The organism is Shewanella sp. NIFS-20-20 (assembly GCF_019209865.1).
In the GTDB taxonomy this organism is placed as follows: Bacteria; Pseudomonadota; Gammaproteobacteria; order Enterobacterales; family Shewanellaceae; genus Shewanella.
Window position 1 is genome coordinate 36,494 of record NZ_JAHUTT010000017.1, and the last position, 23,493, is coordinate 59,986.

At 49.4% G+C, this 23,493-nt stretch carries 18 protein-coding genes; 7 read left to right on the top strand and 11 right to left on the bottom strand.

The window, feature by feature from the left end:
- Positions 1 to 265 precede the first annotated feature (265 nt).
- Positions 266 to 616: a putative quinol monooxygenase gene (locus KU855_RS07655; protein ID WP_218529707.1), complete on the top strand. Its 351-nt coding sequence runs from the start codon at positions 266 to 268 to the stop codon at positions 614 to 616.
- A gap of 127 nt (positions 617 to 743) precedes the next feature.
- Here KU855_RS07655 and KU855_RS07660 read toward each other — a convergent pair whose 3' ends face one another.
- From KU855_RS07660 to KU855_RS07685, 6 genes are all read right to left on the bottom strand, one after another.
- Positions 744 to 1,571: an SDR family oxidoreductase gene (locus KU855_RS07660; RefSeq protein WP_218529708.1), complete on the bottom strand. Its 828-nt coding sequence runs from the start codon at positions 1,569 to 1,571 to the stop codon at positions 744 to 746.
- A 93-nt stretch (positions 1,572 to 1,664) separates the two neighbouring features.
- On the bottom strand, positions 1,665 to 2,870 hold the full coding sequence (locus KU855_RS07665) for an HD-GYP domain-containing protein (protein ID WP_218529709.1): 1,206 nt from the start codon (positions 2,868 to 2,870) through the stop codon (positions 1,665 to 1,667).
- A 279-nt stretch (positions 2,871 to 3,149) separates the two neighbouring features.
- Entirely contained in the window at positions 3,150 to 3,623 is a 474-nt protein-coding gene (locus KU855_RS07670) for a DUF2919 domain-containing protein (RefSeq protein WP_218529710.1), read from the bottom strand.
- A 148-nt stretch (positions 3,624 to 3,771) separates the two neighbouring features.
- On the bottom strand, positions 3,772 to 5,787 hold the full coding sequence (ligA, locus tag KU855_RS07675) for an NAD-dependent DNA ligase LigA (RefSeq protein WP_218529711.1): 2,016 nt from the start codon (positions 5,785 to 5,787) through the stop codon (positions 3,772 to 3,774).
- A 64-nt stretch (positions 5,788 to 5,851) separates the two neighbouring features.
- The gene (gene zipA, locus KU855_RS07680; protein ID WP_218529712.1) at positions 5,852 to 6,802 is read right to left on the bottom strand and encodes a cell division protein ZipA; all 951 of its coding nucleotides are present in this window, start codon (positions 6,800 to 6,802) and stop codon (positions 5,852 to 5,854) included.
- Between the two features lie 17 nt (positions 6,803 to 6,819).
- Positions 6,820 to 10,233, bottom strand: a complete 3,414-nt coding sequence (locus tag KU855_RS07685; RefSeq protein ID WP_218529713.1) for a chromosome segregation protein SMC — start codon at positions 10,231 to 10,233, stop codon at positions 6,820 to 6,822.
- Between the two features lie 180 nt (positions 10,234 to 10,413).
- On the opposite strand from KU855_RS07685, the gene cysZ reads away from it, so the two are divergent.
- Together cysZ and KU855_RS07695 are read left to right on the top strand one after the other, a co-directional pair.
- Positions 10,414 to 11,178: a sulfate transporter CysZ gene (gene cysZ, locus KU855_RS07690; RefSeq protein ID WP_371316331.1), complete on the top strand. Its 765-nt coding sequence runs from the start codon at positions 10,414 to 10,416 to the stop codon at positions 11,176 to 11,178.
- Positions 11,179 to 11,495: 317 nt separating this feature from the next.
- Positions 11,496 to 12,077 carry a S41 family peptidase gene (locus KU855_RS07695; RefSeq protein WP_218529714.1) on the top strand — a complete coding sequence of 194 codons (582 nt, stop codon included), beginning with the start codon at positions 11,496 to 11,498 and terminating at the stop codon, positions 12,075 to 12,077.
- A 229-nt stretch (positions 12,078 to 12,306) separates the two neighbouring features.
- Here KU855_RS07695 and KU855_RS07700 read toward each other — a convergent pair whose 3' ends face one another.
- The gene (locus KU855_RS07700; RefSeq protein WP_218529715.1) at positions 12,307 to 13,428 is read right to left on the bottom strand and encodes a beta-ketoacyl-ACP synthase III; all 1,122 of its coding nucleotides are present in this window, start codon (positions 13,426 to 13,428) and stop codon (positions 12,307 to 12,309) included.
- A gap of 210 nt (positions 13,429 to 13,638) precedes the next feature.
- Here KU855_RS07700 and cysK point away from each other — a divergent pair, with 210 nt between their 5' ends.
- Positions 13,639 to 14,607, top strand: coding sequence for a cysteine synthase A (cysK, locus tag KU855_RS07705; RefSeq protein WP_218529716.1), 969 nt, complete (start codon positions 13,639 to 13,641; stop codon positions 14,605 to 14,607).
- A gap of 222 nt (positions 14,608 to 14,829) precedes the next feature.
- Here cysK and KU855_RS07710 read toward each other — a convergent pair whose 3' ends face one another.
- Positions 14,830 to 15,537: a TetR/AcrR family transcriptional regulator gene (locus KU855_RS07710; RefSeq protein WP_218529717.1), complete on the bottom strand. Its 708-nt coding sequence runs from the start codon at positions 15,535 to 15,537 to the stop codon at positions 14,830 to 14,832.
- Between the two features lie 203 nt (positions 15,538 to 15,740).
- On the opposite strand from KU855_RS07710, the gene KU855_RS07715 reads away from it, so the two are divergent.
- Positions 15,741 to 16,703, top strand: a complete 963-nt coding sequence (locus KU855_RS07715) for a TDT family transporter (RefSeq protein ID WP_218529718.1) — start codon at positions 15,741 to 15,743, stop codon at positions 16,701 to 16,703.
- A gap of 55 nt (positions 16,704 to 16,758) precedes the next feature.
- Here KU855_RS07715 and yfcC read toward each other — a convergent pair whose 3' ends face one another.
- The 3 genes from yfcC to KU855_RS07730 form a co-directional block, all read right to left on the bottom strand.
- Positions 16,759 to 18,291: a putative basic amino acid antiporter YfcC gene (yfcC, locus tag KU855_RS07720; RefSeq protein WP_218529719.1), complete on the bottom strand. Its 1,533-nt coding sequence runs from the start codon at positions 18,289 to 18,291 to the stop codon at positions 16,759 to 16,761.
- 117 nt (positions 18,292 to 18,408) lie between these two features.
- A complete protein-coding gene (panF, locus tag KU855_RS07725; RefSeq protein WP_218529720.1) occupies positions 18,409 to 19,851 on the bottom strand; it encodes a sodium/pantothenate symporter in 1,443 nt (480 codons plus the stop codon).
- Complete coding sequence (locus KU855_RS07730) at positions 19,848 to 20,066, bottom strand: hypothetical protein (protein ID WP_256260921.1); 219 nt, start codon at positions 20,064 to 20,066, stop codon at positions 19,848 to 19,850. The genes panF and KU855_RS07730 overlap by 4 nt, the downstream gene beginning before the upstream one ends.
- Positions 20,067 to 20,246: 180 nt before the next feature.
- Here KU855_RS07730 and ycaO point away from each other — a divergent pair, with 180 nt between their 5' ends.
- Positions 20,247 to 22,007 (top strand): 30S ribosomal protein S12 methylthiotransferase accessory factor YcaO, encoded by a 1,761-nt coding sequence (gene ycaO / locus KU855_RS07735; RefSeq protein WP_256260922.1) that lies wholly within the window; start codon positions 20,247 to 20,249, stop codon positions 22,005 to 22,007.
- 240 nt (positions 22,008 to 22,247) lie between these two features.
- Complete coding sequence (locus KU855_RS07740) at positions 22,248 to 23,156, top strand: LysR substrate-binding domain-containing protein (protein ID WP_218529722.1); 909 nt, start codon at positions 22,248 to 22,250, stop codon at positions 23,154 to 23,156.
- Positions 23,157 to 23,493: the final 337 nt, after the last annotated feature.

Genomic DNA, 23,493 nt, shown 5'->3' on the forward strand with positions numbered 1-23,493 from the left:
GTTGTCGGCGTTAAATTGTTAAAAATAACATCATCTTAAGTTAACACCGCCTACCAATCAACAACCGAGATGTGTCATCTTATGTCTAAGTGCAGCGCGCAGCGGCAATATCGCTTGAAAAAACGGCCACCGGTGGCGGCTTGCCAGCACTTAACGGCAGATAAAGCCGCTGGCCAAATGACATCAGCGGACTTTATTCATTTGCACCTAAGATGTTAACGTGAGCCATAGCAGGCCATCACCTCTCATAACGTAAGGAAATATTATGACCACCAGAGTGTATGTGTTAGCCCGGTTTAAACCTAAACTTGGCAAAGAGGCTGAATTATTTGAAGTCCTGAAAGCCCTTGAGCCAGACTCTTACCGTGAAGCGGGCTGCGTACAATATATGCTGACCCGCCAAATTGATCATCCCAGTGCCAGTCGTGATGAATACCCAATCGTGTTTAACGAAATTTGGGAAACGTCAGCTGCGTGGTCGGCCCATGGCCGCCGCCAACAAATTCAGCACTTCTTTGCCACTCAAGTCAGCGCTGACAGCGGTTTAGTGGCGGACGTGGTGGTGACAGCCTATAGCGACGAAGGCTACCAGTTTGATGCGCCCGTATATGAATAATCGGCGGTAATCTAGGCGCAACCCCGCGCTGGCATGGCTTTGATGCGAGCGCGAGTTGACGATTGACAGCCAAGTCGCGGCGCGAAAGTCACCTGTTGGGGCGCCGTTCATCGCGTGGCCGTGGTCATCACAGTGAACCATTAGCCAGCATGGGAATTAAGCGCGCATGCTGATAGCGGAAGCCATGTTGTCGACAAATCTTGTGGCCATTCACCCGTTTATCGGCGCCGGCCATTTGAGGTTCTGCTATAAATGTGGGCGCGGTTTTGCCAAGCGCCAAGGCCGCTTGCTGATAAAACTCGCGTTTCGATAAATGCTCAGGAGCACACAAGTTATATATTCCGGTGGCGGATACTTGCAATAATAAGCTCACCCCCGCGATACAATCATCCAAATGCACAAGGTTTACCGCCAAGTCCCCCCCGCTCACCTCGGTTTTTCCAGCAAAAAAACGTCCCGGATGACGACCAGGACCAACCAAGCCAGCCAACCTCACAATACAGGTCTTAGGCAGGTCGGCAAACAGTTGCTCGGCGGCAACAAAGACCTGTGCCCGAGCATCGTTGGCAGGCTCAGTGGTTTCATCGACCACGCCATTAGGATAAACCCCAGTGGTACTAATGAACATCACTCGGCCATGACCATAGGTGATGATAGCCTGTTTGAGGGCCTGTAATTGCCCTAAATAATCCGCGGGGCTTTGGCCACTTCTAAGCCCTGGAGGAATATTAATAATGATGTGTTCGGCCGAAAATAAGCCGGCCTTAGCGGCATGGATAAGAGACTCGGGCCTGGCCAAGTCGAGACACACTGCCTCAATGCCATCGGCTTGTAGCTGTTGTACCCCCGCCTCGCTGCGGCGAGTGCCTTGTATTTGCCACCCTTGAGCTTGTAGTGCATGGGCTAAGGGCTGTCCTAACCAGCCACAGGCGATGATTGCTACGTTATTTTTCATTATTATTGCTGCCTTAAACCGTCGCGGCCGCGAGTTAGCCGCCAAAGATATCTGGGTATGGCTACAGATAATAACAAGATTTTACTAAAGAAATCAGTTCACTGAGGCGGTAAAGTAATAACTAATGGCAGCATCGGCTTTGAGCACCTTAAGCGCCGGCTCAGTTAATGACTCCACCTTGATCACTTCTTCAATTTTGAGATTGGCACTGGCAAGAAACTTAAGCCCAGGTTCACTGCCATCGATTTCACAGCCCCATACCTGCGGCGAACTCAACTCAGATGAAGTGATCATCACCTTTCCTATGGTCTCATCAGACAGGCGCACTAAGGTGCCTGGTGGGTAGATCCCCAAGACTTTCACTAACGTTTGGATCAAGTTATCGGCATGCTTACCGACCCGATTTTTAAATAAATAGCCTAAAGCAACTTGCGGTGAGCAAATCCCCTCGCGCGCCAATTGATGATCATAATCATCTGCCAAGGCCACGATTTGGGTCAATAGTGGTATGTTGTCGCCCTGTAAACCATCGGGGTAACCACTGCCATCGAGGAACTCATGATGATGCAACACGATATGACACACTCTCGGATCAAAGCGGTTGCCCTTGGTCACCATGTCGTAACCAAAATTGGGGTGCATATTGATGAAATTGCGTTCGTGCTCATTGAGGTCAACCACCTTATTGCGGATTGACTCAGGTATTTTTAGTTTACCAATATCGTGAAATAAACTGCCTAAGGCTAAACAGCGCAACTCATCGTCATCCAGTCCAAGCGCCTTGCCAATCATCAAAGACAGCACCGCCACCGAACTGGAATGTTGGGTGACGCTGATCTGGCTGTCACCCAAATCCACTAAGGCTAATTGCGCGCTAGGATGCTCCAATAAATGGCTCACCATCTCATGGGCCAGCTTTTCCGACAAGGCAATGGCACCCTCAGGATCACTGACTAACTTGCTGTAGGTATTGCGCGTTTCATTGACCGATTGTAAAAAGCGTTGTTGACTCTGGCGCAGAGCTTTGCGGGTTTGAAATTGTAGATCTTTAATCTCTTCGATGGGCAAAACATCATGGATTTCGGCCATCTCGGGGATTGCATCTTCCGCTAACGGTTCACCAGAAATGAGGTACACGAATTGGCAGCCTAAGCCGCGGATCATCTCAATCTGCACCGCGTCAGATATGGTGATACGATTTATCCAAAAAGGGTGATCCTTCCAAGATAAAGGTAACTTCACCGTCAGTCCAGGTTGTAAGCGATTGAGCGGTATTTGCGGCAAGCTCGCTTTTGCCAATATGCGACACTCCCTTGTCATTCACACCGAAGACAAGCATTCATAATAAAATCCAGTCAATTTCACTATAGATCAGCTATCTAGAAATACCGCATTTTTAATTTAGCCTAGCTAGATTGTGTAAAAACTTGGCAAAAAATTGCCCGCGACCATCACCACTCAAGTGGCCTGGCACTGAGAGTCTGTTGCCATTGAGATGAGGTTACAGCGCAACAATGATATCGCGTTGATCATAAGGCAGGCGCAAACTGGGCGTGAGCGCAGTGTCACGCCATGGGGTTAGCTGGTGAGATCAGACGGCCATTCATCAAGATAAGCTTGCAGGTGTTTTGATTTATACAAATACAAGGCCCCCCAAAATAAGGCCAAGGCATCAAATGCGCTCATCCAATGGAACACCATCAAGGTATGATCGACGCGAGTGAATAACTGCCAGCCTTCTAACACCAACATCATCATCAAAATCCATTTAAATAATGAAAATGGTGCCTTGAGCCATTCGGGCTTACGGCGTCGCTCTGCAAGCACTAAGGCAAATAACAACACCGCCCCAAGCCCGGTGATCAAGGATTGAATAAAGTCCATCTGCAAGGGATAGAAGATCCTAACGAGACCGGCACGATCGGCCGATTGGGTCAAAGAAATCACCCAAATCACATAGCCACGACCAAGAAAGGCCAATAATAGATACAGTAGCAATGGCGGTGCTACGCGCCCATGGTCATCTCGCCATGCAATGGTTTGTAAATCCAAGTCAGTCTCCTTAGCCGATTAGCTAAGATATGCGGTCAGGAACCCGAATTACAAGGGCAATGAATTAAGCTTCACCTAATGCACATGAATAACTATGTAAAAACGCCTGCAATAGCAGGCGTTAAGTTGATTGATTAATTGGCAGATTTTATCGCTCAAGCTCGGCAAATAAGGCCAATAACTGCGCTTCATCTTTAACCTCAACCCCGAGCTCTAAGGCTTTAGCCAGCTTAGAACCTGCGGCTTCACCCGCCACCACGCAATGGGTGTTTTTGGAGACACTGCCAGCCACTTTCGCCCCTAGGGCTTGTAATCTTGCTTTGGCATCATTACGGTTAAGCTCAGTTAGGGTACCAGTCAATACCCAGGTTTGGCCAGCGAGTGGCGCTTCGGCTCCGAGCACTTCGCTAATCTCGGGCCAATGAATGCCCGCCGCCACCAATTGGTCAATGACCTCGATATTATGGGGCTGAGCAAAAAAGTGATGGATATGCTGGGCCACAATCGCGCCCACATCACTCACCGCCAGCAATTGTTCTATGCTGGCATGCTGCACGGCCTCGAGGGTGCGGAAATGCTGAGCCAAATTGGCGGCCGTGGCTTCGCCGACTTCACGAATGCCAAGCGCGTACAAAAACTTAGCTAAGGTGGTACTTTTTGCCGCAGCAATGGCAGCAATTAAGTTAGTGGCTGATTTCATGCCCATCCGCTCTAACATGGTGAGCATAGAGGCACTCAAGTGAAATAAGTCCGCTGGCGTTTGCACTAATTCTTTCTCGATAAGCTGCTCAACGACTTTGTCGCCCATACCATCGATATCTAAGGCTTTGCGGGAGGCAAAATGCTTAATGGCCTCTTTACGCTGAGCTTCGCAAAATAATCCGCCACTGCAACGGGCCACGGCTTCGCCTTCAAGACGCTCCACCAGCGAAGCACACACAGGGCAAGCTTCAGGGAAAACAATCGCCGCCGCATCCGCTGGCCGCTTGTCGGTGACCACAGCGACAATTTGCGGGATCACGTCACCGGCACGACGAATAATCACCGTATCTCCCACCATGACGCCTAAGCGGGCAATTTCATCCATATTGTGCAAGGTGGCATTAGATACTGTCACCCCACCAACAAACACTGGCTTTAAGCGCGCAACTGGCGTCACGGCACCCGTGCGGCCGACTTGAAAATCGACCCCTTCAAGTAAGGTCATTTCTTCTTGGGCGGGGAATTTATAGGCAATGGCCCATCGCGGCGCTTTAGCGACAAAACCTAAGGTTTGTTGCTGCTCAATATTATCAACCTTGAACACCACCCCATCGATATCAAAGGCTAAGCTTTGACGACGCTGCATCACATCGCTGTAGTAGGCAAACACTTGCTCTACATCGCTGGCAACCTTGACCTCATGGCTGACGGGCAATCCCCACGTTTTGAGTTGTTGCAACTGTTGATAATGGCTCATTGCCAAGGGCTCAACCGCAGCGTCGACGACCCCTAAGGCATAGGCATAAAAGTCGAGCGCACGGGCCGCCGCAATTTTACTGTCGAGCTGGCGTAAGCTTCCGGCCGCGGCATTGCGCGGATTGACAAAGGTCTTGTCATTGTTGGCGATTGCCCGCGCATTGAGGCTATCGAAAGCCGCCTTGGGCATAAACACTTCACCACGCACTTCCATTAAGCCCGGGTAATTATCGCCGCGAAGCCGAAGCGGTATCGAACGGATAGTGCGCACATTGTCAGTGATGTCTTCCCCAGTGGTGCCATCCCCTCGAGTCGCGGCGCGCTCCAACACGCCATCACGGTAAAGCAGACTCACCGCTAAGCCATCGAGTTTAGGTTCGCAGCAAAAACTGACATGGCCGACGCGCTCAGTGATCCGTTTATAAAACCCGTTAAAATCGGCTTCATCAAACGCATTATCAAGGCTTAACATCGGTTTAAGGTGAGTCACTTGACTGAATTTAGTCAATGCCATGCCACCGACGCGCTGGCTCGGTGAGTCGGGCAAAATATAGTCTGGGTGCGCTTGTTCTAGGGCTTTGAGTTGTTGCATTAACCGGTCATATTCGGCATCGGGGATCGACGGGGCATCATCGACATAATAACGAATATTGTGCTGATTAAGCTCAGTCGTTAACTCGGCTATCTGTTGTTTAATCGCTTGCATTTATGAGTGTCCGTAAAACAATAAGGCCGCTGTGGCGGCCTAAGATCGGGTCAATGAGCTTGGCTTACAATTGCTGACGAATACGCTGGATATACGCTTGTTTGGTCAAATCACTCCAAGGATGACGGCTACCATCAAGGACATCGGCGCCCAAGTCATCAGCCAATTGCTGGGCAGAATTAAGCATAATTGAAAAGTTGATTAAGGCATCACCATGACACGGCAGCGTCATAAATAACACCACCCCATGGGTGCTAAATTGCTCCATATTATCGGGATCAAAAATGCCAGGCTTCAACATGTTCGCGAGCGAAAATAAGACCTTGCCGTTACCAGCATTATCGACATGACGGTGGAAAATATTCATGTCACCGTATTTAAAATTGAGCGTCAGTAAACATGGTAATAATTCCGCCCCTTGTAGTACCTGTCCTTCTTTCGCCACCACATGCAATACCAAGACATCGGTAGGCTCACCCAAAGGCGCTTCTTCAGCTTCTGCAGATGCCACCGCCTCAGGTGCCTGTGGCGCGTTAACTTGTGATTGCGCTGCCGCTTGAGTGGTTAAGCCGAGCTCCATTTGTACTTCATCGGCCGAGGCCAGCGCGCTGTCATCAAGGGTGCTGGCGCCCATACTGGGCTCACGGCGCTCGCGAGTGACTTTGGCCCCTGGCTCTGGGCTCAATGCAAATGCTGCGGGCTCATCTTGGACAGCCGCTAAAGGCGCAGGATCAGCCGCTGCCGTCATGCGTAGGCTTGAGATCTCAGCAGTGCTCTCAGCGCTGGTGTCAGCGGCGACCGACTTGCGAACTCGCACGGCACCGATACCATCGGCATCAAAACCATCGCGATCGACCCGCGGGCTGGCCTCGGCATTATCTTTATAGACTTTTGCCGTTGGACTGTCGCGCAGCGGACGTGGCCGCTGCTTTCTAATTGACCATAAACCATGCACCAGCACCGCGATGATGGCTATCGCGCCCAGTACCGCCACGACCAGTTGAAAGTTTTCCATGAGTTACCCTATTTTTTTTATCCGGCGTCGGCCATCGCCACCGCTTCATCAATATCTACCGCCACTATGCGCGACACACCCGGCTCGTGCATAGTCACCCCTGTCAATTGGTCAGCCATTTCCATGGTTATCTTGTTATGGCTGATATAAATAAACTGTACCGATTGCGACATTTCTTTTAACAAACGACAAAATCGTTCAACGTTAGCATCATCTAATGGCGCATCGACCTCATCTAGCATACAGAAAGGTGCTGGATTGAGCCTGAAAATTGCAAACACCAATGATAAAGCGGTTAAGGCTTTTTCACCACCAGAAAGCAGGTGGATCGTGCTGTTTTTCTTGCCAGGTGGTTGCGCCATAATCGACACCCCAGTTTCAAGCAAGTCATCATCTGTTAATGCCAAATAGGCACTGCCACCGCCAAACACCTTAGGAAACAATGATGAGAAGTCATTATTGATCTGATCGAAGGTGATTTTAAATCGAGTCCGAGTCTCTTTATCTATCTGACGAATGGCGTCTTCGAGACTGGCCATCGCCGTGCGTAAATCTTGATCTTGTTCATCAAGGTACTGCTTGCGGCTCGACTGTTGTTCATATTCGTCGATGGCAGCTAAGTTAATCGCCCCCAGCAAACCAATTTTTTGACGAATGTGCTCTAGCTGTTGCTGACGAGCCGTCATCGCTATATCACCACTGAGTTCAGTGGCCTCATCAATATCAGCTTCTTTAAGTCGGCTCAACTGAGCTTGCAATTGGCCATTAATGCCCTCGCGCTTGAGTTGTTGCTGACTCAAATTGGCGCTCACTTGTTCTATCTTGCCAATGACTTGTTTTTGCTGCAATAGTTTTGAATCAATCTCGGTTTGTAATTGGGCTAATTGGCCTCGAACTGTCACTAATTCGGCCTGTAATGTCGCCTGTTGCCGCAGCATTTGTTGATGATTCACTTCTAACGCCGGCAATTGCTCTAAGTGAGTTTCACTCTGCGCCGTTTTAGCATTAAGCGCGCTAATTTTTTGCTCGGCTTCCTGTAAGCGCTCCCACAGCTGTTGCTGGGTTTGGGCTGACAGTGCCAGCGCGGTTTGTTGCTGTAAACTTTCGCGATGACTTTGTTGATATCGTTGCTGGTGTTGTTGCCATTCTTGGCGCAATGCCGCGGCCGTTTGCTGGTGCTTGGCCACCTCTTGTTGCGCCAGGGTTCGCCGCCCCTCCCCCTCGCTGAGCTGTTGCGTGCTCTGGCTCACTTCGGCGGCGAGTTGCTGCAATGATAGTTCGAGCTCCGTCAGTTCAGCCTGAAGCTTGGTCACTAACTGCTGTTGCTGGGCGAGCTGCTGTTGCTCTTTGCTCATTTGACTACGAGCATAGGTTAACGCTTGCTCCAACTGCTGTTGCGTCAATTGTTGTTGTTGCCGCTTAGCGTCGAGATGCGTCACTTTGGCATCAATTACGCGCAGTGCATCATCAGTCAACTGTTGTTGCTCCGCCAACTGTGCCACCCGCGCCTCACTGCGTTGGATCTGCTGCTCAAGCTCCGCGGCTTGAGCTAACAATTGCATCGGCTGGTTTGGTGCTAAGGCGCTCAAGTAGAAGCCTTGGCCAATAAATTCACCGGCCTTAGTGACAAAGCGCTGATTGGCTTGTTGCGCGAGCGGAAGCTGAGCTAAGCGCGCATAGGCATTAGCCTTATCGTCAACAAATTCAACCCCCTGCAACCACGGCGCTAGATTAACCTCACTGCTAAACCAGCCAAAATCTTGTGGCGGAGTGCGACTAAATCCATAGGCGGCATGATCATCTCCGGCGTTGACGGCATGCTGCAATACAGGCTCTAACACCAGCTCGGCGGCCTTTTCCCAGCCGGGGGCCACCTGAGTGACTTGCCATACTCCCAATTCATGCTCGGTATTCGCCTCGGCTTTGGCCAGCAATTGGTCAATTAATTCACTGCGGCTGTGTAACGCGGCCAGTGCTTGCTGCTCGCGCTGAACTAACGCCTTGGCGCTATCATTCGCCGCCCGCGCTTGTTGTTGATGCGCCGCAGTATCAGCGTATTGCTCATTGAGTTCATTGCCAAGCTCTTGATTAAGCTCCACCTCACCACTGAGTTTATCAATGGTGGCTTGCAGGCCATGGTCTTGATATTGGTGCAGTTGTTGCTCAGCCGTTGCTAACGCCTGTTGTTTTTCATCATGACGCTGTTGCTGGTAGCTCAGTTTATTGGCGAGCAATTGGTGATGCAATTGCCGCTCGGCTAACAACTCTTGCCCTTGTTGGAGCGCATGATTGGCTTGCTGTAGTGACTCTTCCGCCTCGCTCACTGCCGCTTCCATCGCCACTAATTGCTGTTGCTGCGATGTGCCGACATCTTGCATGCTGAGCTGCTGTTGCTGTAATTCTTGATGATGGCCGATGGCTTGTTGATGCTGAGATTGCCACTGATCGCGCTGAGACAGCAATGCAGTTAACTGCTGATTATCCTCAGCATGTTGGCGTTGCTGATATTCAAGCTGTGAGCTTAATCGCGCCAGTTCGGTGCCCAAGCGGTAGCCTTCCGCCACTTGCTGTTGCTCTTGGCGCTCTAAGGCTTCTTTGCCGATGTTGAGCTCTGTTAAACTCACCTCAATGGCTTGCCACTGCGCTTTGGCCGCCGCTTGCTCCGTTTGGCTGGCCAGTAATAGCCGCTCAAATTGCTCGCCTTGCTGCTTCAAATTTTGGTATTGATGCAGTAATAACTGCGCCGAGCCAGCCCGCTCTTGCTGCTTTAACTCGCGATAACGTTTGGCCGCCTCTGCTTGCTGGGCTAATTTTTCCAGCTGACTGGCCAATTCATGACGAATATCCGCCAGACGCTCCAAGTTTTCGCGGGTATGACGAATTCTTGTTTCGGTGTCACGCCGGCGCTCTTTGTAGCGTGAAATACCGGCCGCTTCTTCAATAAACACCCGTAAATCTTGGGGTTTAGATTCAATCAACCGTGAAATAGTGCCCTGCTCAATAATGGCGTAGCTGCGAGCGCCAAGGCCGGTACCGAGGAACAATTCGGTGACATCTTTACGGCGACATTTTTGGCCATTTAAAAAGTAGCTCGACTCCCCTTGGCGATCGACTTGGCGCTTGACAGCAATAGTCTGGTAACTGGCGTATTGTCCACCTAAACGGCCATCGGGATTATCAAACACCAATTCGACCGAGGCCACCGAGACTGGCCGCCGTCCACTGGACCCATTAAAAATGACATCTGTCATGGATTCGCCGCGCAAATGCTTGGCCGAGCTTTCCCCTAACACCCACCGGACGGCATCAATCACATTGGATTTTCCGCAACCATTGGGGCCCACAACAGCGGTTAGAGGTTTTAAAAAAGGAATTTTGGTGGGATCAACGAATGACTTGAATCCAGCCAGTTTAATCGTGTTAAGTCTCATGCTTTAGGTTATTTCGCTGGCAGACAGGTCAGGGAACTTCAACAGAAGTGTATCAGCGGCCACTTTAGCAAACGGTGCAGCATTTTGTAACGTTTTTTTATGAGGTAAAAGAGTAAACTCACTTGCGCTATCACAGGGTTACCCCGCAAAATTACTACTTAGCTATCAAAGGAGATCCCCGTGCAAGTGCAATCAGCTAAAAGTGGCGTCAATTATTTTATGCAAGGGTTTGAATTGATCCGCCAACCCGGATTACGAACTTTTGTCATTATTCCCTTATTGATTAATATTCTCTTGTTTGCGGTTGGCTTTTATTTTGGTTTAGAGCACCTTAATCGAGTGTTTGCCGATCTGAGTGCTTGGTTACCCGAATCGCTCAGCTGGCTCAATGTCATTCTTTGGCCACTGGCCGTGCTCTCGCTCGTGGTGGTGATGGCGTTTACCTTTAGTGCCGTGATGAACTGGCTGGCGGCGCCGTTTAACGGTTTGTTGGCTGAGAAAACCGAAGCCTTACTCACAGGTAAACCGCTCAATACGGGGGGAGCCATCGATACCGTCAAAGATGTGCCTCGGATGCTGGGACGCGAATGGATGAAACTGAAATACTATTTACCGCGGGCCCTGTTATTGTTGCTGCTGTTCTTAGTGCCCTTGATTGGCCAAACGTTGGCCCCGATAATTTGGTTTTTATTTAGTGCATGGATGATGGCGGTGCAATATTGCGATTATCCTTTCGATAACCACAAGGTGGCCTTCCAAGACATGCGGTTTGCGTTGCGTCAAACCAAAGGCAGCAGCATGAGTTTTGGTGCAACGGTTACCTTGTTTGCCATGATCCCTATCGTCAACTTTATCGTAATGCCAGTGGCCATTTGTGGAGCCACCGCCATGTGGGTTGATAAGTATCGCCCGGCTTACCGCAACTTAAGTATTAGTGGAGACTAACTATTGTTCCGTGGCCTTGCAGTGTTCTTAAGACACTGCCCAAGGCCATCTCGCAAGCACAGACTGTAAATCATTTGTTAGCCGTGCTAATTTACCAGCACACTCCTTAGCCCGACTGACATGTCAGCAAGCCCGCCAGTTCACATACTGCCGCACTCAGCTGCCAACAGGATCTGCTGTTTTTACCGAGCTTTTTACTCACTTATGATACTGGCGCGCCCTACCATCTTGCCTAAAAGGGACAAGCTCACTTTGACAAGGCGCAGCAACAAGCCCTAGCGCAAGACATCACGCAATTAACCCAGTGTGAAGCAATTATGGCCGGCTATTTACGCCAATGGCGCCCAGGTCATTTAGCCATTATGTCATTGCTGAACGCGACTCATGACAATGCAGCCGTCACGCAAGAGCCAACTATCCAAAGGGATCCTTATTCTCCGCAATTTACGTCACTATCCAAGCTCACTTTATTAATGACTTTGCCGAGTTTTTCTTGGCAATATCAAGCGCCAATCGAAGCCTTGCTCAATAACAATCGCGCCAGCTTTGATAGCCACCCCGATTGGATAATCGATGTACGCAACAATGGCGGCGGTAGTGATAGCAGCTATCAGCAACGATTAGCTTGGGTTTTGCACAACCAAACTATCCGTCAAAACGCTGAATTTCTGGTAACAAAAGACAATATTAAGGCGCAAATGGACATTTGCAGCACCCAAGAGGACAACCTCGCTTGTGAGCAATTTATCGCACCTGTGGTCCGTGCCATGCAGCAGGGAAAAAGCGGAGACTATGTGCTCCCCCAAGGGCAACCAGCCTTGCAATATGATCAATCTGACGCTGACAATATTGCGCCACAGCAGGTGGCAGTGTTAATAGACAGCTATTGCGGCAGCTGATGTGAAGAGTATTTATAGGCGATCCGCCAAGGCTTCAACGTAAAGTTAGTCGGCCGTCGCGGTTATGGTGCGCTTGATTACTCCAATTTGCGGCCAAAGATTCTGACCTCACAAGCCTCTCAACGGCTATCAACGGCTATCAACAAGAAGTTGAGGCGACTCAGCGTTGGCTTGAAACAGACCAATTTCAACTAGCTGAATAAACCTCGGCTCATGGCGCGGCCTGTCATTACAAGGCGCGCAATATGACACTGCCTATCGAATAGCCTGCGCCAAAGGAACATAAAAGTCCCAAATCATCCGACTGAAAATCATCGCGATATAAATGTAAAGCGATAATCGAGCCCGCCGAGGCGGTGTTGGCATACTTGTCTAACACCACCGGACATAAGTCAGGCGTGACCTTGTCTGCCAATAGCTTTTTGGCGACAAAGAGGTTCATATTGATGTTGGCCTGATGCAACCAGAAACGTTTAAAATCGAAGGCACTCAACTGCGTCTCTTGCAATTGTTGCGCTAAGTGCTGATGAATCATCGGCAACAACTCTTTAAATACCTTGCGCCCTTGTTGACTGAATAAATTGTTGGCACTGTGCTCTGTGTCCGGATCACAACGATTGATTAAGCCAAAGTTACTGCGAATATTGCTCGAATAGTCCGTGACTAATTTAAGGGACTCTATAATTAACGGCCGTTGACGCCCACGCTCTTGCGCAGGCTCTATCACTAAGGCTGTCGCGACATCGCCAAAAATAAAATGGCTATCTCGGTCACGTAAGTTAATTTGCGGCGTACAAATTTCAGGATTAATCACCAGCACTTTATGGGCTAAGCCCGCCATGATCGCCGCGCGCGCATTCGCAATGGCAAAGGTGGCGGATGAGCAAGCCACTTGCATATCATAAGCCATACCTTGGCAGCCTAAGTGCTGTTGAATTTCAATCGCAATGGCTGGGTAAGCTCGCTGGGTATAAGCACAGGCGACAATCACCAAATCAATGTCGCCCGCCTGACAGTCGGCGTTAGCTAACGCCTCTTTTGCCGCGCTTACCCCCATTTGGGCTTGTAAGCTCAACTCATCATCGGCTCGTGGCTTAATGAGTGGCATCATCACTTGAGGATCTAACATCCCTTGTTTACAGATCACATGGCGCTGCTTAATTCCCGAGGCTTTTTCAATAAACTCGACCGACGACATCGCCAATGCCTCGGTGTGACCCGCCGCAATGGCAGCGGCATGTTGCTGGTTATAATTGTCGGCGTACTGGTTATAACTGGCCACGAGTTCATCATTGGTGATGACCTCAGGAGGTGTGTATAAGCCACTGCCACTGATCACTATCGGCTTCATCTGTCTTTCCTTATGAAAACGTTAATTAACCTTAGCAAGCCAGGGCTTAAGATGACACTAAAATAATCCACCGCCGCCAAGAGCAATTTAGCTATATAAATAACAGCAATTCATTTTATAACCAGAAGTAATATACAAGAGCAAACAGTCACTTCACTTTCCGTATTAGCTAGTTATGCTTAAGGCAGTCAAATCGAAGGAGCCAGATCCATGAGTAAAATTTTTGAAGATAATTCACTGACCATAGGCAACACCCCTTTGGTACGCTTAAATCGTGTCAGCAATGGCAGAGTTCTGGCTAAAATTGAAGCAAGAAATCCAAGTTTCAGTGTCAAATGCCGTATCGGTGCCAACATGATTTGGGATGCTGAAAGTAAAGGTCTGCTGACGGCTGGCAAAGAAATTATTGAGCCAACCTCGGGCAATACCGGCATTGCGTTAGCTTATGTGGCCGCCGCTCGCGGTTATGCCCTGACCCTCACCATGCCCAGCACCATGAGTCTTGAGCGCCGCAAACTGCTCAAGGCACTCGGGGCCAATTTAGTGTTGACCGAAGGGCCAAAAGGCATGAAAGGTGCCATTGATAAAGCCGAAGAAATCCGTGCCTCAAATCCCGAAAAATATGTGTTATTAGGCCAGTTTGATAACCCTGCTAACCCGCAAATTCATGAAAAAACGACCGGACCTGAGATTTGGCAAGCGACCGAAGGTAACGTCGATGTCTTTGTGGCAGGGGTCGGTACCGGAGGCACCATTTCAGGCGTCAGTCGTTACCTGAAACATACCCAAGGCAAAGATGTCGTCACTGTGGCGGTAGAGCCGGTGGACTCACCCGTGATAGCCCAAGCATTGGCAGGAGAAGAGCTTAAGCCTGGCCCTCATAAAATTCAGGGCATTGGCGCCGGCTTTATTCCCGGTAACCTCGATTTGTCACTGATAGACCGAGTCGAAGCGGTCAGCAATGACGATGCCATTGCCATGGCGCATCGCTTAATGAAAGAAGAAGGTATTTTGGTCGGCATTTCATCTGGCGCCGCCGTGGTAGCCGCCAACCGCATTGCCGCATTACCTGAGTTTGAAGGTAAGAACATTGTGGTGATCCTCCCTTCAGCCGCTGAGCGCTACTTAAGCTCACCCTTGTTTCAAGGCCAGTTCAGCGAATTAGAAACCGAGCAATAACGACGCCGGATGTTCGCCAGCCGCTAAAGTCATCCGCAGGCCATAGCGTTCACAAAAGCCATAGCCTGTGGCATTCACAAAGAGCCCAACTTGTTGGGCTCTTTGCTATGTAATACTGCGTCTCGACACTGCCACTTACATGGGTGAGCGCTTAGTCAGCCTAGTGACATTAGTCTGCCTGCGTATTTGCCTGTGTATTCGCAGCAGCAAAATACCCGCGCATTACGGCACTGAACTTGGGATGAGATGCAAAAAGAAATGCTCAATACTCGCGGCTGCAATCGCCGACTTATCAGTGTCATTGATTAGGAGATAATATTCAAAATGTCGGATCAGCGCCAATAGACTGTGGGCGGCTAAATGCGGCATATCTACCTTAAGTTGACTAAAAAATTGCTCAATATTGGCTAAGATCATGTCTTCCAATTGCACTATGGTGGTGGCTAATAGTGGCCAGCGCAAGGCTTCTTGGAAGAAGATACGCTCCACAAGTCGCGCGTCTTTATCCATCACTTGCTGCTGTATATGAGACACCACCAACTGTGATAATTGCGCCGCTAACATTTGCCGTGTCATGCCTAGCTGACCTTCGTCATCTCTCGCACGCGCCACTAACTCATAGGCCGAATGCTCTAATTGCTGACCATCAGCCAAGACCAGCTCGGCAAAATAGGTTAAAGCATCATGGATCAGCATTTGTATATCTTCGAAATAGTAAGTCGTTGCCGCTAAGGATACGTTGGCCTGCTGCGCAACCGCGCGGTGACGCACGCCCCGCACCCCTTGCGCCGCAATAATTTCGATGCACGCCTTGAGCAGCGCGTGCCGAGTCTTAATCCCATCTTTACGGTGAGTCTGACGGCCTAAGTACGTAAAGGTATATCTGTTAGCCTGCTGCGCGACTTGGGCGTCTGCAATATCAATCTTCATTAACCGTCACTGTCATCGCCTCAAAATTAATCACAATCCTGTTACATTGACCGCTAAGACTCAAGCTAATCTCAAGAAATCGGACGACTTTCTTTTATGATTAAGTTTTTCTTACTCTTTAAGTTTAGTTAATCAAATATTATGAGGCATGAACTTGCCGTAAAATAGCGGCAGTTCCCCTTCATTTGATACAGAGAGCATCCATGCAACACCCTTGGATACAAAAATTAGCAGCGCTTCCTAGCCCAATGGCAGGATTAGCTTTAGGCATCGCCAGTCTAGGTTGGTGTTGGGAGTCCATGTCTAGCCAGCTAGACAGCCAAGCACAAATTATCTGTGCGATAATTGCAGCCATTATGCTGCTTTTGCTCAGTATTAAATTTATGATCCACCCTAAAGTGCTGCGCAATGAACTCAGTCATCCTGTGGTTGGCAGCGTCATACCTACCTATGCCATGGCCATAATGGTGGTCTCAAAAGCCATCGGTATTTATTCGGTACAATTTGGCCTCGCGTTATGGTTAGCGGCGATTGCAATTCATCTGGTATTTTTGGGAGCTTTTGTCTATTACCGCGCGATAGATTTTAACTTAGATCATATGGTGCCTAGCTGGTTTGTTCCCCCCATTGGTATTGTGGTGGCCGCAGTCACGTTTCCTGGGCAAGGTTTTGATTTGCTAGCTCAAGTCATTGTGATTTTTGGCATGCTTTGTTATCTGCTGATATTACCTATCATGTTATATCGCTTGATTTTTGGGGCGCCAATTGCTGACGCCGCTAAACCCAGCATTGCCATTTTAGCGGCCCCTGCCAGCTTATCGTTAGCCGGCTACCTGACGATTACCAGTCATCCATCCATTGCGATTGTCAGTCTATTGGTCAGCATTGCACTGCTGATGACTGGTGTCATCTATCTGGCCTTCTTTCACTTAATGAAGCTGCCCTTTAGTCCTGCGTATGCCGCCTTTACTTTTCCGATGGTCATCGGCGCCACGGCACTCTTTAAAACCGCGGCTTGGTTAGCCACTTTTTCCCTAACGGCCAACTTGAGTCATACGGTGCACACCCTCGCCGTTATTGAGCTGTTCATCGCCACGGCGGTCGTTGGGTATGTTGCTCTGAGGTATATCTTGCACTATCTACCGTTTCGCCACCGCGCGGCCTAAGCCACAAACAACAACAGCGCATTAAGCGCTGTTGTTAGTTTCTACTCCGGCTGAGTTAAGCAAAGCCAATATAATGGCCGAAGATCACCGCCGCACTGGCGGCCACAAATAACGCCACCATAAAGCGCCAAATAAACGCTAACCACAGGCCCCAATCGACGCGGCAAACACCGAGGGTCGCCATTAATGAGGCCGAGGTTGGGACTAAGATATTAGTGAGACCATCCCCGAGCTGGAAGGCCAGCACAGCCACTTGCCGACTGACTCCCACTAAATCGGCCAGTGGCGCCATCAGCGGCATAGTCAGTGCGGCTTGCCCAGACCCTGAGGTCACGAAGAAATTAAATACGCCTTGAAATACCAGCATAAACCACGCCGATAATGCATCCGGTAATTGGCCAATGGCGCTGCCTGCCGCCGATAAAATACTATTGAGCACACTCGGCTCAGTGGCCTTGCCACCACCGAGCAGTAATAAAATACCCGAGGCACAGCCCACCAGTACCGCCGGCTCTATCATGGTGGCAGCCCCTTGCTTAAAGCTGGTTGCCAGTTGATTGACGGTCAAACCGTTAAGATTAAACAATACTCCAACCACCCCGACAGCTAAGCCCATGGTAAAAAACTGACTGGCGATTTCAGGGATAAACCAAGCATGCACTACCACGCCCCAGACCACCCAAGCCACGGTGGCAACAATCACCCCAAGCACTAACCAATCGCCGACGCCAAACCGGCTTTCAAGTGACGATTTTGTCTGTTGTTCCCTGAAATAGGCATCCGAGTGATAACTGAATGAAGCGCGGGGATCTAACTGAATACGGTGGGCATAGCGCATGGTAAAGCCGATACCGAGTAAGGTGAACAATACCCACATTGGCAAGCGGAACTCACTCCCTGATAATACCGGCACGCCAGCGATGCCTTGCGCAATCGCGACCCCAAAGGGATTCATCCATGACGAGGCAAAACCTACTTGGGTAGCGACGTAGGTCACCATCACGGTCGTGATACCGTCATAACCTAGGCGGATCATTAATGGACAGATAATGATTGCAAATGCAATGGCCTCTTCGCCCATGCCAAATACTGCGCCGCCGAGGGAAAACAAGGTAAACAACACCGGGATAAACAGTTTCTCATTGCCCCGAGTCTTATCAATTAGGCGCAAAATTCCGTTATCGATAGTGCCGGTGGCCATCACAATCCCAAACGAGCCACCGATCACCAGCATAAACATGATGACCCCTATCGCACTGCCCCATTTAGAACCTGAGGTCAGCCCTTCAAAGGCAAAATTTAAAAAGCCGACATCGCCGCCACCAGCAAACAAAGGAACTGGGGCTAATTTGGGTTCACCTTGCTCGTCTAAGGCATAGCGAAAGGAGTCGGGATCAACCACTTGACGAGTTTTCTCGACCCCATCCATCACATAGTGAGCTTCTTGGGTCTCAAACGAACCGATAGGGATCAGGTAAGTTAAGATGGCCGCGGCTATCGCCACAAAGAAAATAATGACTAAGGTATCTGGCATTTGCCAGCGACGACCTTGAGCCATGGTGGTGTCAATCGATGATGTCAACGACATGGGGCTGACCCTTTTTATTATTAGAAGAGGCAGCAATATAAACTAAATTTTAATGAGAACCCAGATGAAGAATGCCAACTGGGTCGCATTAGACGCTTAAATATGCAATAACCTCAGCTAGTTATCACCGTCAGTGACAGAACAGTGCTTATGGCGGTAGCTCTGGATAGCGACCACTAGCAACATCGACAGCAATGACATGATTAAAGCCGGCACTATCGCATGAATATGATAAGGCAATGGCCCAGACGTAAAGGCCAATAGATAGCTAGCCAATCCAGTGAGCATGGCGGCTAAAGCGGCTTCACCGGAAATCGCTGGCCAAAAAATACCGGCGACGACAGGCCATAAAAACACAGATTGTAGGGCACCAAATGCGGCTAAGTTTAACCACACTATCATATCCGGTGGCTTGAGAGCCCACCAGGCGGCTAATAGGGTAATACATAGCATGGCAACCCGAGTTAAGCTCAGTTGATGCTGACTCGACAATTGCGGCCTCACATTAACCACCGCATCTCTCACTAAGGTGACCGCCGACTGCAATAGCATTGAATCCACCGATGACATCACCGCCGCTATCGGCGCCGCTAACAATAACCCAGCCACCCACGGCGAAAATAATCCCGAAATCAAATTGGGCATGATTTGATCCGGCACCGTAAGATCGGGGTAGATAGCTCGGCCAAAAAAGCCACACAAGTGCGGCAATAATGTCATCAGCAAACTAATCGCTGTGCCGTATATCATGCCGGTGCGTAACGCCTGTTTATCTTTCACCGCCAATAATCTCACCACAGTGTGCGGTAAGCCTAAAGTGCCAAAACACACCAGCACCCAAAAGGACAGCATCATCGGCCAGCCCAATTGTTGTTCACTGCCCCACGGCGACAATAACGGACTGTGCTCGGCATTAAGCTTGGCCAACATCGCCGGCACGTCGCCTTTGACTAATAACGTGATCAGCAAAATAATTATGCCTAAAACCATCACAATACCTTGCACCGCATCGGTGGCGGCCACCGCGCGAAATCCACCGGTTAAGGTATAGGCCAGTACAGTGACCACAAAGATGGCTAACCCCAGCTCATAGCTAATGCCGCTCACACCGGCAAACATGCGAGCACCGCCAATAAACTGCACTGTGATCATCGCAATAAAACCCGCCACTAAGCTGACGATGGCCAAGCCGCTCAGATAAGGGTTATTAAAACGATGAGTTAACCATTCGAGCAAGGTTGCGTGGCGCTCTTTTAACGCTAAAAATTTAGGGCCAAGCACCCCGAGAGTTAACATCGCCACGGGCACTTGGATCAAGGCTAACCACACCCAGCCTAGACCAATTTTATAGGCTGCGCCTGGCCCACCAATAAAGGAACTGGCACTGGTATAAGTCGCCACTAAGGTCAGCGCCAACAGCGGACCATTCAGAATTCGGCCGCCAATGAAAAAGCGATTGGCTTTATCTGCGGCCAACCCGGTTTGCATCTGGCTAGCGATTTTGCGGCTAACGTAAAGGCTAAACAGCAAATAGAGGATTACAGCAATTAATGCGGTCATGACTTATCCTGCTGCTGACAAAGAAGCAATAACGCGCCGAGCAAGGCGACAGGGGCGGCAACACAAGAACCCCAAAACCACATCGGCATGCCGAGCCAAGTGCCGCTCTGTGATAACCACAAAGGACCCCCTGCCCACAGCAAAAAATAGCCGCCGACAAGGCTTAAAATTACCAAGGCAGGTTTGCGCCGTGACACTCGCGAAGAAGTAAACATAAACTGAAACTAGCCAACACCGGAAAACGCGCGATTCTAGACCATTTGCAGGCATTTGTCATCGGTCAGCCCAACGCGCAATGCCTTAGCAAACAAGTATCATTTCACTTTGGCGCGCTTCCCGATACAATGTGCGCAATTGTGACGTGGAGCACGTCACCTTATGTTAATGAGGATGTTATGAATCACACTTATATTCCAGGCAAAGACGAAGCCTTAGAAGTTTCCATTGCCACCATGCAACAGCGCTTAGTCGAACTGGGATTCGATATCGAAGAAGCTTCTTGGCTTAATCCTGTCTCCTATGTTTGGTCTGTGCATATTCGTGATCGTAATTGCCCTGCTTGCTTTACCAATGGTAAAGGCGCCAGCCGTGACGCCGCACTTGCCAGTGCCCTTGGCGAATACTTTGAACGTTTGGCTTGTAACTATTTCTTTGCCGACTTCTATTTAGGCAGCGAGATCGCCAATGGCGATTTTGTTCACTACCCCAATGAAAAATGGTTCCCGATCAGTGATAACCCACGTCCGGCCGGCTTAATGAATGACGCCTTATGGCAACATTATGATCCTGAAGATGAAGTCACTCTGGCAGGCTTGGTGGATCTACAATCAGGGAATCCTGAGCGCGGGGTCTGTGCCCTGCCGTTCACACGCCAGTCAGATAATCAGGTGACCTATATTCCGATGAATATTATCGGCAATATGTTTGTGTCAAACGGCATGTCAGCCGGTAACACCGCCACTGAAGCTCGCACCCAAGCCTTAAGTGAATGTTTTGAGCGCTATGTTAAAAACCGCATCATCGCCGAATGTATCAGTTTGCCTGAAATTCCTACTGAGGTGATAAAGCGTTTTCCAAAGGTGGTGGCGGCAATCGATGAGCTTGAACAACAAGGATTTCCAATCACCTGTTTTGATGCGTCATTAGGTGGCGAATATCCGGTCATTTGTGTAACCTTATTTAACCCAGAAAATGGCGGCTGTTTTGCTTCGTTCGGGGCTCACCCACGCTTTGAAATTGCCTTAGAGCGCACGGTCACCGAATTATTACAAGGCCGTAGTCTCAAAGATCTCGATATTTTCCCAGCGCCATCTTTTGATAATGATGAAGTGGCCGATCACACCAATCTGGAAACTCACTTTATTGATTCATCAGGGTTAGTGTCATGGGATCTGTTCCGAGCAGATAGCGATTTTGATTTTGTGGATTGGAACTTTGACGGCAACACCGATGAAGAATTCCATCACCTGCTCAACATGTTCCATGATCTGGGCGCGGACGTATATATTGCCGATTATAGCCACCTGCAAACCTATGCATGCCGCGTGCTGGTGCCTGGCTACTCTGAGATCTACCCCGTTTACGAGTTAACTTGGGTAAACAATAACCGCGCTATGGCCCTGCGCCAGCAGATTCAGCAGTGGATTGATGCTAAACAAGATGCGGCCTTAGCGGCAGACATTAGCCACAGCCTCGATGCGCTTGATGTTGATGAATTCCAGCCGTTAGACCAACTCCTAGGCCTCGGCGTTGATGCCAGTTCGCCATGGAGCACCCTGCGAGTCGGTGAGCTGCGCTGTTTGTTAGCATTAGCCGCTGGAGATTTGGAAGTTGCCTTGGAATGGGCCGAATGGACCACTGGCTTTAACGCTGGCGGTATCAGCTGTGAGCAACAGCGCCGTTTACGCTTTTATCACGCCGTACAAGCCATCTTAAACATCCAATTGGCCGACGGCGATCTTAACCAATATCACCATGCCTTTAAACGTATGTTTGGTGAGCAAGATTATGCAGCGGCATTGGCCCATGTGCATAACACGGCTCAAGGCTATGACTTGATGCATATACGTCAGCTAACTGACTTTACTAAGCATCAAAAATTGCTGCAAGCCTACCAAAAGTTGCAAGTGGCTAAAGCTCGCGCACATTGGGGCTAAGCCCTATTGAAGCCTTAGTTGATTAACCCACAGTGCGAGTGTTTGATTCACTCGCACTATTTCATTAATCCCTAAATAAGCAAGTAATTATAACAGCCTAGCTAAAGTTAGTTGCGCCTCACAAAACGCCAGTTCAGAGCGTGATTCCAATCGAAGATCCTGCCAAGTCTTACTGCAAGCTATTGAGTCATAACCCAGCCCTCATTACCATGGCGCATTATCTTCTGCTTGAGACCCCAAGTGAAATACTCACTCAAACAAATTGAAGTTTTTGATGCGATTGCTAGCCAAGAAAGTGTGAGTGCGGCAGCACGAAAATTGATGATGACGCAATCGGCCGTGAGTATGTCGCTATCCCAATTAGAAAACCAACTGGGACGTCCGCTGTTTAGTCGTCAGGGTAACCGCTTAGTGCTAAGTCATTGGGGACATTGGCTAAGACCTAAGGCGCGAAATTTACTCAATGATGCCCGTCAAATTGAGAGTGGCTTGCATGATCAGCACGTGATTTGTGGCGATCTTAACATTTGTGCCAGCCAAACCGCCGCCGAACACTTGATCCCCGAGCTTATCAGTAAAATTGATAGTGACTTTCCACAATTGCAGTTGCATATAAATGTAGAAAATACGCAGACTGTGATCCAACGCTTGCTGAACTTCGACGTCGATCTCGGCGTGATTGAAGGCCGCAGCGATGATACCAGATTAGTCACCCTACCTTGGGTTGATGATCATTTAGTGATTGTCGGAGCTCCGGAACATCCCTATGCCAATCGCGCCCACGTCTCAGTGGAACAACTCGCTGTCGCCAAATGGGTGTTAAGAGAACCTGGGGCTGGCACTCGTCGTATTTTTGATGGCGCCATTCACGGTAAAATCGATAAACTCAATGTCTGGCGCGAATACGAGCAGGTCAGTATTTTAAAGGCCTTGGTCAAGGGCAGCAGTTATTTAAGTGCCCTGCCTTGGTTGGATGTCATCGATGATATTAATAGCGGTGAGTTAGCCTTAATCACCACCCCTGAGCTCGACATGCAACGCAGTCTCAGTTTTATTTGGCGCAATGATAATAATGACAACCCGTTGCGAGAATGCGTGCTGGCTCAAGCGAAACGCCTCGCTAAACAAAAAGCGCTCAACCCTTGCTAATTCTCCATAAAAAATGTATGGTCCGCCTCGTTATTGCAAATGATATTTCCGATAACGAGGTTGGTTTGCGCTAATGTATTCGGAGTCTTCATTAGGTGCAACCACCCGCTCCACGATGAGTTCCGCGCTAGATTGTCCTCAAAAAGCCCAAAGCATACTGCGTTGCTGTTTTTTATGTCAGGTCTTCAATCTAGTGGTCTGACCGTTCTTCCATCTTTTTTATCATCTGCAAACTCGGCTTAAACTCTTACTTCAAATGCTTGCTTGGTCGATAACACTGACCACGCTATCCGCACTAACTTATTCGCCAAAGCGACAACCGCTACGTTAAATGGCT

Excerpts from the sequence above, each read along its gene's own strand:
- KU855_RS07655 (WP_218529707.1), top strand. The coding sequence starts at position 266 with ATGACCACCAGAGTGTATGTGTTAGCCCGGTTTAAACCTAAACTTGGC.
- KU855_RS07660 (WP_218529708.1), bottom strand. The coding sequence starts at position 1,571 with ATGAAAAATAACGTAGCAATCATCGCCTGTGGCTGGTTAGGACAGCCC.
- ligA (WP_218529711.1), bottom strand. The coding sequence starts at position 5,787 with ATGCAAGCGATTAAACAACAGATAGCCGAGTTAACGACTGAGCTTAAT.
- zipA (WP_218529712.1), bottom strand. The coding sequence starts at position 6,802 with ATGGAAAACTTTCAACTGGTCGTGGCGGTACTGGGCGCGATAGCCATC.
- KU855_RS07685 (WP_218529713.1), bottom strand. The coding sequence starts at position 10,233 with ATGAGACTTAACACGATTAAACTGGCTGGATTCAAGTCATTCGTTGAT.
- KU855_RS07695 (WP_218529714.1), top strand. The coding sequence starts at position 11,496 with ATGGCCGGCTATTTACGCCAATGGCGCCCAGGTCATTTAGCCATTATG.
- KU855_RS07700 (WP_218529715.1), bottom strand. The coding sequence starts at position 13,428 with ATGAAGCCGATAGTGATCAGTGGCAGTGGCTTATACACACCTCCTGAG.
- cysK (WP_218529716.1), top strand. The coding sequence starts at position 13,639 with ATGAGTAAAATTTTTGAAGATAATTCACTGACCATAGGCAACACCCCT.
- KU855_RS07710 (WP_218529717.1), bottom strand. The coding sequence starts at position 15,537 with ATGAAGATTGATATTGCAGACGCCCAAGTCGCGCAGCAGGCTAACAGA.
- KU855_RS07715 (WP_218529718.1), top strand. The coding sequence starts at position 15,741 with ATGCAACACCCTTGGATACAAAAATTAGCAGCGCTTCCTAGCCCAATG.
- yfcC (WP_218529719.1), bottom strand. The coding sequence starts at position 18,291 with ATGTCGTTGACATCATCGATTGACACCACCATGGCTCAAGGTCGTCGC.
- panF (WP_218529720.1), bottom strand. The coding sequence starts at position 19,851 with ATGACCGCATTAATTGCTGTAATCCTCTATTTGCTGTTTAGCCTTTAC.
- KU855_RS07730 (WP_256260921.1), bottom strand. The coding sequence starts at position 20,066 with ATGTTTACTTCTTCGCGAGTGTCACGGCGCAAACCTGCCTTGGTAATT.
- ycaO (WP_256260922.1), top strand. The coding sequence starts at position 20,247 with ATGAATCACACTTATATTCCAGGCAAAGACGAAGCCTTAGAAGTTTCC.